Below are 12,174 nucleotides of genomic sequence, written 5' to 3' on the forward strand. Positions count from 1 at the left end.
GACAGCCTGATCAGTGGCTCGATCACCACAACCAATCGCGGCCCGCGCACAACCTACCTTCGGGATCTCCAACCACGCAGGTACTGGTTCGAAGTCGTGTGGCAAAGCCTCCCTCCTCTATTACTGGTGAGCGTTGCGCTGTTCGGACTACGAATCCACCGGAAGTTACGCAAGTAATCGAAACGAACGGGATTCAGCCCGAACCCCGTCCCGGTCGTCGTTATTGATGCCAATCCCAATGGAACACCAGATTACTTGCCCCGCCGCTGCCAACATTGGCAACGTCCCGTCGCACCTCACCATTGCGCGTGGCAACCACGGTGTATTTGCCCGGCGGCAGTTGCGCATAGACCAGCGGCCCGATCTGACTCAAGTTCAGCACCGGTTGTCCTGCGGCTTTCTGGATCACCAGATCGACATCCGAGGTGTACAGGTTTTGTGCGCCGACAGAGAAGGTCATGTGCAGGTTGTAGCCAGCGGCGTGCTGAATAGTCCGTGACTCGTCCAGGCCAATCCCTCCGGACAGGTAATTGATACCGTTTTGCTGTTGTTGCTGGACTTGCACACCGTCACTGTCGATCGGCTCGACACTATTGGCCTGAGCCATGAGCGGGAACATCAGAACAGCCACTGCAGCAACCGGCAGCATGAATGAAATGACGCGTTTCATGATGAGTACTCCCGGGTTCTCGCAGAACCCAATCGTTACTCTTGTTTAGATTTTGCAGCGCGGGACGGGTTTTAGACTGATTGGAACTTGGCGCGGGTACGAAAAGGACTACGCGCTGTATTCCCCAATCGCTATCTTCGTCGGTCGTATCTTTCAAAACCCGTCCCCCCTTCCTTCGGTTGAGCCAGACACGGCCGGCATCGCCAGCCCGTGAGTTATTGGCATGCTCTTGCTACTGTTTCTCCTGAACTGGAAGACCTGATGAGCCAACTTGAACCTGCTGATTCGCAAGATCCAAAACTCGATTCGCTGCTCGGCGATCTGGGTGACCTGATACGCCAGGCGCGGCAGAAAGTGCTGCGAACGGTTGACACGATACAAGTCCAGACCTGCTGGCAGATCGGGCGGCATATTGTCGAGTTTGAACAGCAGGGTGCCCGACGAGCCGGGTATGGAAAACAGCTTCTGGCTACGTTGGCCAAGGAGCTGACTGCGGACTTTGGTAAAGGCTTTGACTCTTCTAACCTTCGCTACATGCGCTTGTTTTATCAGGCATTTCCAATTCGTGACGCACTGCGTCACGAATTGAGCTGGACCCACTATCGCAAGCTATTGGGGATAGAAAGCGAATCAGCCCGGCAGTGGTACATGAACGAAGCCGCCACGCAAAACTGGTCAAGCCGCGCCCTGGATCGCCAGATCAACACGCTCTACTACGAACGCCTGCTGATGAGCCGAGACAGAACCGACCTCTATGCAGAGGCAGCCACCAACATTGCGGCGATGAAAAGCAATCCCCGGGAATTCATCCGTGACCCCGTCCTTCTGGAGTTTCTCGGCCTGCCATCACCGGGCAAACTTCAGGAATCCGAACTGGAACAGGCCTTGATCGATCAGCTCCAGGGATTTCTCCTCGAACTGGGCAAGGGCTTCGCTTTTGTGGGCCGCCAGCAACGCATCAGCGCTGGAGACGATGATTTTTACATCGATCTGGTGTTCTACAACTACCTGCTCAAATGCTTCGTCATCCTGGATCTGAAGCGCGGCAAACTCAGCGCTCGGGACGTAGGCCAGATGGACATGTACATCCGCATGTACGACGACCTCAAACGCAGCGAGGGCGACGGGCCGACGGTGGGGATCATTCTCTGCGCACAACAAAACGAATCGGTTGCGCGCTACACAATCCTCAAGGGCAATGAACAACTGTTCGCCAGCAGCTACAAACTGGTGCTGCCGAGCGAAGAGGAGCTACGAGCGGAGTTGAACCGGGAACACACGCTGCTGGAAGAACGCTTGAGTGATCAGCCGGACGATTAACCGGCGACGGATTGTTCAGCGAGCCGCCTGAGACTATCGTTGGCAGCTACTCCTCCGCGAAGGTCGAGAGCCATGGGTTTTCAAGAGACGCACGCACTGCAAGAGGCTCGAAACAGAACCGCGCTCGCAAGCGATGTTCAGGACGTGCCCTTTCAGGAACCTGTCGCCGATGGCTATGCCCTTGGCGGTTTCACCTGGCGTCACGCTTCGCCGGACCCACAGCGCCCGGTGGTGATCATCAACGCCGCCACATCCGTGCGCTGCCGCCACTACTCGCGCTTCGCGGCGTACCTGTTCGCCAACGGCTTGGATGTGATCATTTACGACTACCGGGGCATTGGCGAGTCGCGGCCGAAGTCGATGAGGCATTTACAGGCTTCGTGGACGGATTGGGGTGCGCTGGATTTCGAGGCGATGCTCAAGCGCGCACAGCGGGAGTTTCCCGGTCAGCCGATCGATGTGGTCGGGCACAGCTTTGGCGGCTGCGCAGCAGGCCTGGGGGCGTCCGGAAAGATAATCCGACGACTGGTGACGGTCGGCGCGCAATTCGCTTACTGGCGCGATTACGCGCCCGAGCATCGCTGGCGGATGTTCGGCAAATGGCATCTGCTGATGCCGCTGGTCACGCTGCTCTGTGGATATTTCCCCGGCAAGCGACTCGGTTGGCTGGAGGATACGCCCGCCGGTGTAGTGCGCGACTGGAGCACGCCTGCTGCACGTTATGAGCGGCGTCCGAGCGGCAGAACGATGGCGGACCTGCCCTTCTCCAACATCCGTGCAAAGACCTTGGCAATCAGTATCAGCGACGATCCCTACGGTACGATTCCCGCCATCGAACGACTGCTCGATTACTTCCAGAACGCCCAAAAAACCCACCTGCGCATCGAGCCGCAGGACATCGGTGAACAACACGTCGGACATTTCGCCTTTTTTCGCAGCGCATACCAAGCCACACTATGGCCCATCGCTCTGACCTGGCTGCAAACCGGCGAACTGGCCCCCGATACACCGGGGCGGCAAGTACCGCGCAGCCAAGCCCTTTAACGCACCACGGAACACACACCATGGCTTCTGCCAACAAGCAGCAAAAACGCGCCGCCCGGGCCAAGACCAAGGCCAAGCAGAACCGCACCAAGCGTGCAGAGGCTCCGGTCGAGCTGGACCCGAACGACGACCGCATCGATTTCGAATCGGTGGACCTGACCGAGCTGTTCAAGAAAATGATCGACGCCGAGAAGATCAGCCAGCAGGCCATGTGCACCGCGTTCCTCGAAGACCCGCTGCTGGAGCTGGTGTACGAACAGGAAGGTGAAGAAGGCGCGATGGACTTCATCCTCGCCGCGCTGATCGAGTACCGCCAGTGGTCCACCGAGACCGACGAGGCCGGTGCCCTGGCGTGGATTGAATCGCCTGCCTTCCAGAAAGACTATGTGGCCGCGTCCGACGCAATCGCCGCACAAACCCAACAGAAAAACTGAGTTCCCATGGCATCCCTGAACAAGCAGCAAAAACGCGCCAAACGCGCCAAGGCCAAAGCCAAGCAGATCAATATCCACGGCAGAAAACCCGCCGCGCTGGATGATGAACTGAGTGAAATCGGCGAACCGATCCCGGAATACACCCTGGCGATGTTCAGCAAAATGCGCGACGCCGAAGCCGTCAGCCGCAACGAGATGCTGCTGACCCTGCTGCGCGAGCTGGCGTTCATCATCGTTGACCATCCTGAACTGCTGGACATGGAAAACGCCGACAACGAAGGCATGGCCGCTACCCATTTGGCCGCCGACATGCTGATCGACTACCGCATGTGGGCCGACGGCATGGATCGCGAGACCGCCCAGGCCTGGCTGAGCGAACCGCAGTTCATCACCGACTTCGGGATTGCGCTGGACACCTACGGCCAGTCGGTTGATGCACCGGAAGAGAAAAGCGAGTAAACCCCGCTCAGTAACAAAAACGGCCGCTTGTCATCACTGACAGCGGCCGTTTTGCATTACGCGATACGGATCAGTTCAGAACCGCCGCACCACGGTTTTCCGCCTTGCGACGGCGAGCTACCAACAGACCGGTGGCGACAACCACCAGACTCAGCAGACCAGTCGCGAGGATTTCCACGCGATGGGCATCCTGGAACAGCATGATGGTCAGAGCTGCCACGATGAAGGCGATCACAGCGTAGGTCAGGCCCGGGAACAGCCACATGCTGAAGGCGATTTTTTCGCCGCGAGCCATGCGTTGTTTGCGCATGCGCAGTTGCGAAATCGCGATCACCAGGTACACGAGCAGCGCGATGGCGCCGGAGCTGGCCAGCAGGAACTCGAACACCGCAGCCGGGGCCACGTAGTTGGCGAAGGTGCACAGGAACGCCGCGCCAGTGGACAGCATCACCGCCCAGTAAGGGGTGCCGCTCTTGTTGGTGCGGGTTGACATGGCCGGAGCATCACCACGCTTGCCGAGGGAGAACAGCATGCGCGAAGAAGTGTACAGCGCCGAGTTCAGGCAGCTGGTCACCGCGACCAGTACCACGATGTCGACGATCATCTTGGCGTTCGGGATGCCCATGCGCTCAAGTACGGTCTGGTAGGAGCCGAGGCTGGCCAGAACCGGATCGTTCCATGGCACCAGAGCCACAACGATGAAGATCGATACGAGGTAGAACAAACCGATCCGCCAGATCACCGAGTTGGTGGCCTTGGAAATCTGCTTGCCAGGGTTCTTCGATTCCGCGGCCGCGATGGTCACGATCTCGGTACCCATGAAGGAGAACATGGTGGTCAGGATCGCGCCCAACACTGCGCCCATGCCGTTTGGCAGGAAGCCCTGGGTGTCGAAGATGTGCGAAACGCCGCTGACCTGGCTGTTCGGCAGGAAGCCGAAAATAGCCGCGATACCAAGAATGATGAAACCGATGATTGCCACGACCTTGATCAGGGCAAACCAGAATTCGAACTCACCGTAGTTTTTCACGCTGAACAGGTTGGTCACGGTCAGCAGCATCGTGATGATCAGAGCGAAGGCCCAGATACCGACACCCGGGAACCAGGCATGCAGGATCGTCGCGGCGGCGTTGGCCTCCAGCGGAATCACCAACACCCAGAACCACCAGTACAGCCAGCCGATGGTGAAACCGGCCCAATGACCGATGGCGCGGTCGGCGTAAGTCGAGAAGGAGCCGGTATCAGGCGACGCGACGGCCATTTCGCCGAGCATGCGCATCACCAGCACGACCAGCGCACCGGCAGCGGCGTAAGCCAGCAGAACAGCGGGACCGGCGGCCGCGATGGCGTGGCCGGAGCCTACGAACAGACCTGCACCGATCACCCCGGCGATCGACAGCATGGTCACATGACGCGGTTTGAGCCCCTGTTCGAGGCCATTGGAGCTTTGGGTACTGCTCATTGAAACTACCTTTGCGAGGAAAGCGATTCAGTCCGTCCCGTCTGGCGTTCCTTCTCGTAAAAAGAATCCAACGGGGCGTTCCAGATTCTGCACGCAATAATTGCGCCAAAATGTTTCAAACTCTTCTGGCCTGCGGTTTTCAGCGCGACCGGACAGTCATCGCAAGTCATTGAGAATGCTGGCCTTTCGCCAAAGCGTTACCCTGCGACTCACTTTTTAAACGAACGAGCGCACCAGAAACACACTGAAAAAGTGTGGGATGCACAATAAAAGGGCGAATGAGGAACGTTCGGCCGGATAGCGCTTCCAACACCCCGCCAAAGGTGGCAACATCGCGCCTTTTTTTACGCGACACCCACGGGAATCAACGTTCAAACACCCGTTCGGTTGTTGATGGGGCGACAGTCTGCTGCGCCGATGCGACAACCTGCCACACGCCATCCGTTTACCGCCAGTAGCGCTGTTGGCTGCCATTGAAACGCTATGCTAGCTTGGCCGCCTCGCCAGGAAGGCCAACCAACAGCAGGAACGCAACATATATGAGGAACGCACATGGCTGAGGCCACGCCCGCGCTTGAAATCCGCAACTTGCACAAACGCTACGGACAGCTTGAGGTGCTCAAAGGCATCTCGCTGACCGCCCGCGACGGCGATGTGATCTCGATCCTGGGTTCCTCCGGTTCCGGCAAGTCCACGTTCCTGCGTTGCATCAACCTGTTGGAAAACCCGCATCAGGGCCAGATCCTGGTGGCCGGAGAAGAACTCAAGCTCAAGGCCGCCAAGAACGGCGAACTGGTTGCCGCCGACGGCAAACAGATCAACCGCCTGCGCTCTGAGATTGGTTTTGTGTTTCAAAACTTTAATCTGTGGCCGCACATGAGCGTGCTCGACAACATCATCGAAGCCCCGCGCCGCGTGCTCGGACAGAGCAAGGCCGAAGCCATCGAAGTCGCCGAAGCCCTGCTGGCCAAGGTCGGCATAGCCGACAAGCGCCACGCCTACCCGGCGCAACTGTCCGGCGGCCAGCAACAACGCGCGGCAATTGCACGCACGCTGGCGATGCAGCCCAAGGTGATCCTGTTCGACGAGCCCACCTCCGCCCTTGACCCGGAAATGGTCCAGGAAGTACTTAATGTCATCCGCGCATTGGCCGAAGAAGGCCGTACCATGCTGCTCGTGACCCACGAAATGGGGTTCGCCCGTCAGGTTTCCAGTGAAGTGGTGTTCCTCCACCAGGGCCTGGTCGAAGAGCAAGGATCGCCACAGCAGGTGTTCGAAAACCCGCTTTCGGCGCGCTGCAAACAATTCATGTCCAGCAACCGCTAACGGAGCTACCCACATGCAGAACTACAAAAAGGTCTTCCTGGCCGCCGCCGTCACTCTGGCGTTCAGCGCCGGCGCCATGGCCGAGACCCTGAAGATGGGCATCGAAGCGGCTTACCCGCCGTTCAACAATAAAGATGCCAGTGGCAACGTCGTCGGCTTCGACAAAGATATCGGCGACGCCCTGTGCGCCAAGATGAAAGTCGAATGCTCCGTGGTCACCTCCGATTGGGACGGTATCATCCCGGCCCTGAACGCCAAGAAATTCGATTTTCTGATCTCATCGCTGTCGATTACCGAAGAACGCAAAGGCGCAGTCGACTTCACCGACCCGTACTACTCGAACAAGCTGCAGTTCATCGCACCGAAAAACGTCGACTTCAAAACCGACAAGGATTCGCTCAAAGGCAAGACTATCGGTACGCAGCGCGCCACTCTGGCCGGTACCTGGCTGGAAGACACCTACGCCGATGACATCAAGGTCAGCCTCTATGACACCCAGGAAAACGCCTATCTCGACCTGACTTCCGGTCGTGTCGACGCCATCCTCGCCGACAAGTACGCCAACTATGACTGGCTGAAAAGCGACGCTGGCAAGAACTACGAGTTCAAAGGCGACCCGGTCGTGGAAAGCGACAAGATCGGCATCGCTGTGCGCAAAGGTGACCCGCTGCGCGAGAAGCTGAACGCGGCGCTGAAGGAAATCGTCGCTGATGGCACCTACAAGAAGATCAACGACAAGTACTTCCCGTTCAGCATCTACTGATACTGACCTGCGGAACCGGCACCGTGATTCGACGGCGCCGGCTCCCGATATTGCCCGCCGCGATTTGAACAGAAATCCATGATTATCGACCTTTACGGATTCGGCCCGGCGCTCGCCGCCGGCGCGCTGATGACCGTCAAACTGGCTCTCACCGCCCTGTGCCTTGGGCTGGTGCTCGGTCTGCTCGGCGCCTTGGCCAAGACTTCCCCGTACAAGCCGCTGCAGTGGCTTGGCGGCACTTATTCGACCCTGGTGCGGGGCGTTCCGGAATTGCTCTGGGTGCTGTTGATCTACTTCGGAACGGTCAACGCCATGCGCGCGCTCGGTGAGTTCTTCGGCAATCCCGATCTGCAGCTCAGTGCCTTCGCCGCCGGCGTCATTGCACTGGGCCTGTGCTTCGGCGCCTACGCCACGGAAGTGTTCCGCGGCGCGATCCTCGCCATTCCCAAGGGGCACCGCGAGGCTGGCGTGGCATTGGGCATGTCGAAAGTACGGATTTTTACTCGTCTGATCATGCCGCAGATGTGGCGGATCGCCCTGCCCGGTCTGGGCAACCTGTTCATGATTCTGATGAAAGACACCGCTCTGGTATCGGTGATTGGTCTGGAAGAAATCATGCGTCACGCGCAGATCGGCGTGACGGTGTCCAAGCAGCCGTTCACCTTCTATATGGTCGCTGCCCTCATGTACCTGGGCCTGACCGTGCTGGCCATGACCGGCATGCATTTCCTGGAGAAACGCGCCGCACGCGGCTTCGCGAGGAGCGCACAATGAATTGGGAAATCATCATCAAGTGGCTGCCGAAACTGGCTCAGGGCGCGACCCTGACCCTGGAATTGGTAGCGATTGCCGTGATCGCCGGATTGCTGCTGGCAATCCCGCTGGGCATCGCCCGTTCTTCGAAGCTGTGGTACGTGCGCGCTTTGCCCTACGCCTACATCTTCTTTTTCCGAGGCACGCCGTTGCTGGTCCAGTTGTTCTTGGTCTATTACGGCCTGGCGCAGTTCGACGCTGTGCGTAACAGCTCGATGTGGCCGTACCTGCGCGATCCGTTCTGGTGCGCCACTGCGACCATGACCTTGCACACCGCAGCGTACATCGCCGAGATCCTGCGTGGCGCGATCCAGGCAATTCCGCCGGGTGAGATCGAAGCGGCGCGGGCGCTGGGCATGTCCAGGCCGAAAGCGCTGTTCTACATCATCCTGCCGCGTGCCGCGCGTATCGGCCTGCCGGCGTACAGCAACGAAGTTATCCTGATGCTCAAGGCCAGCGCGCTGGCCAGCACCGTGACTCTCCTTGAACTGACCGGCATGGCGCGCACGATCATCGCACGCACCTACTTGCCGGTGGAGATCTTCTTCGCGGCCGGCGTCTTCTATCTGCTGATGTCCTACGTGCTGGTTCGCGGTTTCAAACTGCTGGAACGCTGGCTGCGCGTCGATGCCTGCCAAGGGCGCTGATTCTTCTTACGTGCTGACGGGCGAGGAGCTACTCGCCCGTTTTACGGCACTGGATACATTTCTCACGGCGCATCAGGCGCTGTGGAAACCCCGCCCGTTTACTCATCTGCAACTTCCATGGGAAGCGTCCTACCCGGAACTCTCCGCGTGGCTACGTGGGCGGTCGCTGGAAGATGCGGAGAACGTCCATAACCACCCTGCCGAGCTTTTGGATGCGCCGGAGCCGTTTGCGTCATTGGCAGCGTCGTCGCTTGAACTGAGTGCGGTGGGTGAATTGCCCACACATTCACTGAAAGCTGCGGGCCATCGCCTGAATGTCGATGTGCCGGGGCGCAAATGGGAGCAGATCGAGGCGTTCGCCAGCCGCCTGTCGTTTGCCTCGCAACCGAAGCACTGGCTGGATTGGTGTTCGGGCAAAGGCCATTTGGGGCGGCGCCTGCTCGGTGCCGACCAGCAACTCACCTGTCTGGAATATGACCCGGCGCTGGTCGCCAGCGGTCAGGCACTGAGTCAGCGTCATCATTTGCATGCGCTGCATGTCGAGCAGGATGTGCTCGCGGCGGACACGGCTTTATTGCTGAACAGCGAACACACGCCTGTCGCCCTGCACGCTTGCGGCGACTTGCATGTGCGCCTGATGCAACTGGCTTCGGCGACTGGATGCCGACAATTGGCCATCGCGCCGTGTTGCTATAACCGGATCAGTCGCACGGAATATCAGGCGTTGTCCTGCGCCGGTTCGCGATCAGCCCTACAGCTCTCACTGGAAGATCTGTCGCTGCCGATGAGCGAAACCGTCACCGCCGGCGCCCGCGTCCGACGTCAACGCGACACTTCCATGTCCCGCCGGCTGGCTTTCGATCTGTTGCAACGGCAAGTGCGCGGCGTCGACGAATACCTGCCGACACCTTCCCTGCCGAGCGCATGGCTGGAAAAACCGTTCGCCGACTTCTGCCGCGACCTGGCAGCGCTGAAAGAGTTATCCACAATCGGCGAGCAGGATTGGCCGTCACTGAAAGCCGCCGGTTGGCAGCGGTTGGCCGAAGTTCGCAACCTGGAATTGCTGCGAGGACTGTTCCGACGCCCGCTGGAGCTTTGGCTGAACCTTGATCGGGCACTTTTCCTCACCGAGCAGGGATACGTCGTACGTCTCGGCACCTTCTGCGAAGCGCCGCTCACACCGCGTAATTTCCTGTTGTTGGCCGAACGCGCTTAAATCTTTACAGCCTGTGGATAACTCTGTTGATGGATTTCTCGTGGATCCAATATCCACGCCTGCTTCAAGCCATTAACAGCCTTGGTCATTTTTTGTTCATATGAATAAAAAACCTGTAAAACAGGGATTTGCGATTCAAATGAGAACCCGTCCACAAAATCCAGCCTAAGCCCGCCTGCTTAAACGCCCGTTGTGCATAAGCCCCCAAGCAAAAGGACATAACCGCCGAATCACGGACGCCGGTAACGGAAAATTGCGCCTGCCCACCACCCTTGCTATACAGGCTCACACCGTGCCGGCAGCGCACGCACGAACAAGAAGAACCCGACCGACAGGGAGTGACCGTGACGTTCATCTCTTACGCACAGAATTTCGAAGACATCCGCCTGTGGCGCGCCCTTAAATTCTTCGAGAACGGCTTCTATATAGATGTCGGCGCCAACGACCCGATCCACGATTCGGTTACCAAGGCGTTCTACGATCGCGGCTGGAGCGGCATCAACGTCGAGCCGATGCAAAACTTCCACGACGCCCTGCGCCAGCAGCGCCCGCGCGACACAACGCTGCAATGCATCGCCAGCGATGAGCCCGGCGAAGTGACCTTCTACGGCATTCCCGGCACCGGTCTGTCCACCGCCGACCCCGTCACCGCCCAGGAACGCCGCGACCTCGGCCTCGACGTACGCAGCCTCACCGTCAAGGCCCGCACCCTGACCTCGATCTGCGAAGAACACGCAGCCGGCCGCGACATCCACTTCCTGAAAATCGACGTCGAAGGCCACGAAGAAACCGTGCTGCGCGGCATGGACCTCAGCCGCTTCCGCCCATGGATCATCATCATCGAAACCCCGTTCGAGCGTGACCACAAGTGGGAACATCTGGTCACCGGCGCCGGCTACACCAACGTCTGCTTCGACGGCCTCAACAGCTACTTCCTGGCCGACGAACACCTGAACCTCAAACCCGCCTTCGACATGCCACCCTGCCAGCTCGACAACTTCCAGCTATGCCTCGGCCACCCCTTCGCCCACCCCGTCAGCCCCAGCGAAGCCGACGCCCTGGCGCAAATCAGCGCCGCCACGCAACGCGCCGAACACGCCGAAGCCCAACTGCGCGCCCTCCAGAACAACCGCGCCTGGCGAGCCATTCAGAAACTGCGCAACGTCCTGCGCCGAGCCTGATCGGAGCCCGCGCAAAAATAGTCTGAATTCAGGGGTTTACAGAAGCAACCGAGTCGCTATAATCGTCGCCCACACGCCGGTATAGCTCAGATGGTAGAGCAACTGACTTGTAATCAGTAGGTCCCGGGTTCGATTCCTGGTGCCGGCACCATATTCAAAGCCCCGCAATGCGGGGCTTTGTCGTTTCTGGGGTCTTTGAACCACATCACGTCAAATCCAGAAAACGTCCACAAAACGTCCACCGCCAAAAACTTTGCTCGCCAGAGCTCAGCCCCTAATCCGACCGATTCGTTTCATTCCCCACCAAAGCTTTGCCAATTTTCAAAATGGTTTCGAGCAAAGTAATCGCTTCTCTGAACACCTCAGGGTTGTCACTTCCAACCGCAAGCACCCCACCCGGAATGACATCAAGACGCACACTGTCAGCGAACTGGTGAAAACGCACAATTTGCCTCGCCTCCTCCGCACTGAGCACGCCCAGCTTCGTCACGTTAGCTTGATAAACCCGGTTAAAATCACCATCAATTTTTGCTTCAAAAAACTCCTCCTCTATGTCTGATTCGTCATAGCCAACGAGGCATGTCCAAGCACCCGCTGTAACGTCAGAATGTCACCACCATTCATCATGTAATGGCTGGCAAACGTATGTCTCAAAACATGTGTTAACTGCCCAGCTGGCAAATCCAGCCCCACCGCATCGACAGAGTCACCGAACTTCTTGTAACAGTCCCAAAATGACAAAGCTGCCTTGATCTTGCTCTGTAGCTCCTTCGAAATGGGGATAGATCGGTTCTTAATAGAAAATAAATCTGTCACCTTTCCCTGTCACCTTTCCCTTT

Annotated in this window: 12 protein-coding genes, 1 tRNA gene and 1 pseudogene; 11 read left to right on the forward strand and 3 right to left on the reverse strand. The window is 58.5% G+C overall.

Going from position 1 to position 12,174, the window contains the following annotated elements; translation table 11 throughout:
- Window positions 1-220 precede the first annotated feature (220 nt).
- Window positions 221-670 (reverse strand): carboxypeptidase regulatory-like domain-containing protein, encoded by a 450-nt coding sequence (locus JJN09_RS25350; protein WP_249484252.1) that lies wholly within the window; start codon window positions 668-670, stop codon window positions 221-223.
- Window positions 671-931: 261 nt separating this feature from the next.
- Here JJN09_RS25350 and JJN09_RS25355 point away from each other — a divergent pair, with 261 nt between their 5' ends.
- The 4 genes from JJN09_RS25355 to JJN09_RS25370 all read left to right on the forward strand — a co-directional run bounded on the left by JJN09_RS25355 (window position 932) and on the right by JJN09_RS25370 (window position 3,927).
- Window positions 932-1,990, forward strand: coding sequence for a YhcG family protein (locus tag JJN09_RS25355; protein WP_249484253.1), 1,059 nt, complete (start codon window positions 932-934; stop codon window positions 1,988-1,990).
- A gap of 72 nt (window positions 1,991-2,062) precedes the next feature.
- Complete coding sequence (locus JJN09_RS25360) at window positions 2,063-3,034, forward strand: alpha/beta fold hydrolase (RefSeq protein WP_249484255.1); 972 nt, start codon at window positions 2,063-2,065, stop codon at window positions 3,032-3,034.
- 20 nt (window positions 3,035-3,054) lie between these two features.
- Window positions 3,055-3,468 carry a hypothetical protein gene (locus tag JJN09_RS25365; protein ID WP_249484256.1) on the forward strand — a complete coding sequence of 138 codons (414 nt, stop codon included), beginning with the start codon at window positions 3,055-3,057 and terminating at the stop codon, window positions 3,466-3,468.
- Window positions 3,469-3,474: 6 nt separating this feature from the next.
- Entirely contained in the window at window positions 3,475-3,927 is a 453-nt protein-coding gene (locus JJN09_RS25370; protein WP_249484257.1) for a hypothetical protein, read from the forward strand.
- 70 nt (window positions 3,928-3,997) lie between these two features.
- On the opposite strand, the gene gabP is transcribed toward JJN09_RS25370, so the two are convergent.
- A complete protein-coding gene (gene gabP, locus JJN09_RS25375; protein WP_249484258.1) occupies window positions 3,998-5,389 on the reverse strand; it encodes a GABA permease in 1,392 nt (463 codons plus the stop codon).
- Between the two features lie 552 nt (window positions 5,390-5,941).
- Here gabP and JJN09_RS25380 point away from each other — a divergent pair.
- The 7 genes from JJN09_RS25380 (at window position 5,942) to JJN09_RS25410 (ending at window position 11,486) form a co-directional block, all read left to right on the forward strand.
- Window positions 5,942-6,715, forward strand: coding sequence for an ABC transporter ATP-binding protein (locus JJN09_RS25380; protein WP_007897462.1), 774 nt, complete (start codon window positions 5,942-5,944; stop codon window positions 6,713-6,715).
- A gap of 13 nt (window positions 6,716-6,728) precedes the next feature.
- Window positions 6,729-7,478 (forward strand): ABC transporter substrate-binding protein, encoded by a 750-nt coding sequence (locus JJN09_RS25385; RefSeq protein WP_053116574.1) that lies wholly within the window; start codon window positions 6,729-6,731, stop codon window positions 7,476-7,478.
- Window positions 7,479-7,556: 78 nt separating this feature from the next.
- Complete coding sequence (locus JJN09_RS25390; RefSeq protein ID WP_249484259.1) at window positions 7,557-8,252, forward strand: ABC transporter permease; 696 nt, start codon at window positions 7,557-7,559, stop codon at window positions 8,250-8,252.
- Window positions 8,249-8,938 (forward strand): ABC transporter permease, encoded by a 690-nt coding sequence (locus JJN09_RS25395; protein WP_249484260.1) that lies wholly within the window; start codon window positions 8,249-8,251, stop codon window positions 8,936-8,938. The genes JJN09_RS25390 and JJN09_RS25395 overlap by 4 nt, the downstream gene beginning before the upstream one ends.
- A complete protein-coding gene (locus JJN09_RS25400) occupies window positions 8,919-10,154 on the forward strand; it encodes a methyltransferase (RefSeq protein ID WP_249484261.1) in 1,236 nt (411 codons plus the stop codon). Before JJN09_RS25395 ends, JJN09_RS25400 begins: the two co-directional genes overlap by 20 nt.
- A gap of 344 nt (window positions 10,155-10,498) precedes the next feature.
- The gene (locus tag JJN09_RS25405) at window positions 10,499-11,335 is read left to right on the forward strand and encodes an FkbM family methyltransferase (protein ID WP_249484262.1); all 837 of its coding nucleotides are present in this window, start codon (window positions 10,499-10,501) and stop codon (window positions 11,333-11,335) included.
- A gap of 75 nt (window positions 11,336-11,410) precedes the next feature.
- Window positions 11,411-11,486: transfer RNA gene (locus JJN09_RS25410), tRNA-Thr, on the forward strand.
- A gap of 410 nt (window positions 11,487-11,896) precedes the next feature.
- Here JJN09_RS25410 and JJN09_RS29680 read toward each other — a convergent pair.
- A pseudogene (locus JJN09_RS29680) lies at window positions 11,897-12,136 on the reverse strand (tyrosine-type recombinase/integrase); the annotation flags it as partial.
- Between the last annotated feature and the right edge of the window lie 38 nt (window positions 12,137-12,174).

The organism is Pseudomonas sp. HS6 (genome assembly GCF_023375815.1).
GTDB lineage: Bacteria > Pseudomonadota > Gammaproteobacteria > Pseudomonadales > Pseudomonadaceae > Aquipseudomonas.

Excerpts from the sequence above, each read along its gene's own strand:
- JJN09_RS25370 (WP_249484257.1), top strand. The coding sequence starts at position 3,475 with ATGGCATCCCTGAACAAGCAGCAAAAACGCGCCAAACGCGCCAAGGCC.
- JJN09_RS25390 (WP_249484259.1), top strand. The coding sequence starts at position 7,557 with ATGATTATCGACCTTTACGGATTCGGCCCGGCGCTCGCCGCCGGCGCG.
- JJN09_RS25395 (WP_249484260.1), top strand. The coding sequence starts at position 8,249 with ATGAATTGGGAAATCATCATCAAGTGGCTGCCGAAACTGGCTCAGGGC.
- JJN09_RS25380 (WP_007897462.1), top strand. The coding sequence starts at position 5,942 with ATGGCTGAGGCCACGCCCGCGCTTGAAATCCGCAACTTGCACAAACGC.
- gabP (WP_249484258.1), bottom strand. The coding sequence starts at position 5,389 with ATGAGCAGTACCCAAAGCTCCAATGGCCTCGAACAGGGGCTCAAACCG.
- JJN09_RS25365 (WP_249484256.1), top strand. The coding sequence starts at position 3,055 with ATGGCTTCTGCCAACAAGCAGCAAAAACGCGCCGCCCGGGCCAAGACC.
- JJN09_RS25350 (WP_249484252.1), bottom strand. The coding sequence starts at position 670 with ATGAAACGCGTCATTTCATTCATGCTGCCGGTTGCTGCAGTGGCTGTT.
- JJN09_RS25355 (WP_249484253.1), top strand. The coding sequence starts at position 932 with ATGAGCCAACTTGAACCTGCTGATTCGCAAGATCCAAAACTCGATTCG.
- JJN09_RS25400 (WP_249484261.1), top strand. The coding sequence starts at position 8,919 with ATGCCTGCCAAGGGCGCTGATTCTTCTTACGTGCTGACGGGCGAGGAG.
- JJN09_RS25360 (WP_249484255.1), top strand. The coding sequence starts at position 2,063 with ATGGGTTTTCAAGAGACGCACGCACTGCAAGAGGCTCGAAACAGAACC.
- JJN09_RS25385 (WP_053116574.1), top strand. The coding sequence starts at position 6,729 with ATGCAGAACTACAAAAAGGTCTTCCTGGCCGCCGCCGTCACTCTGGCG.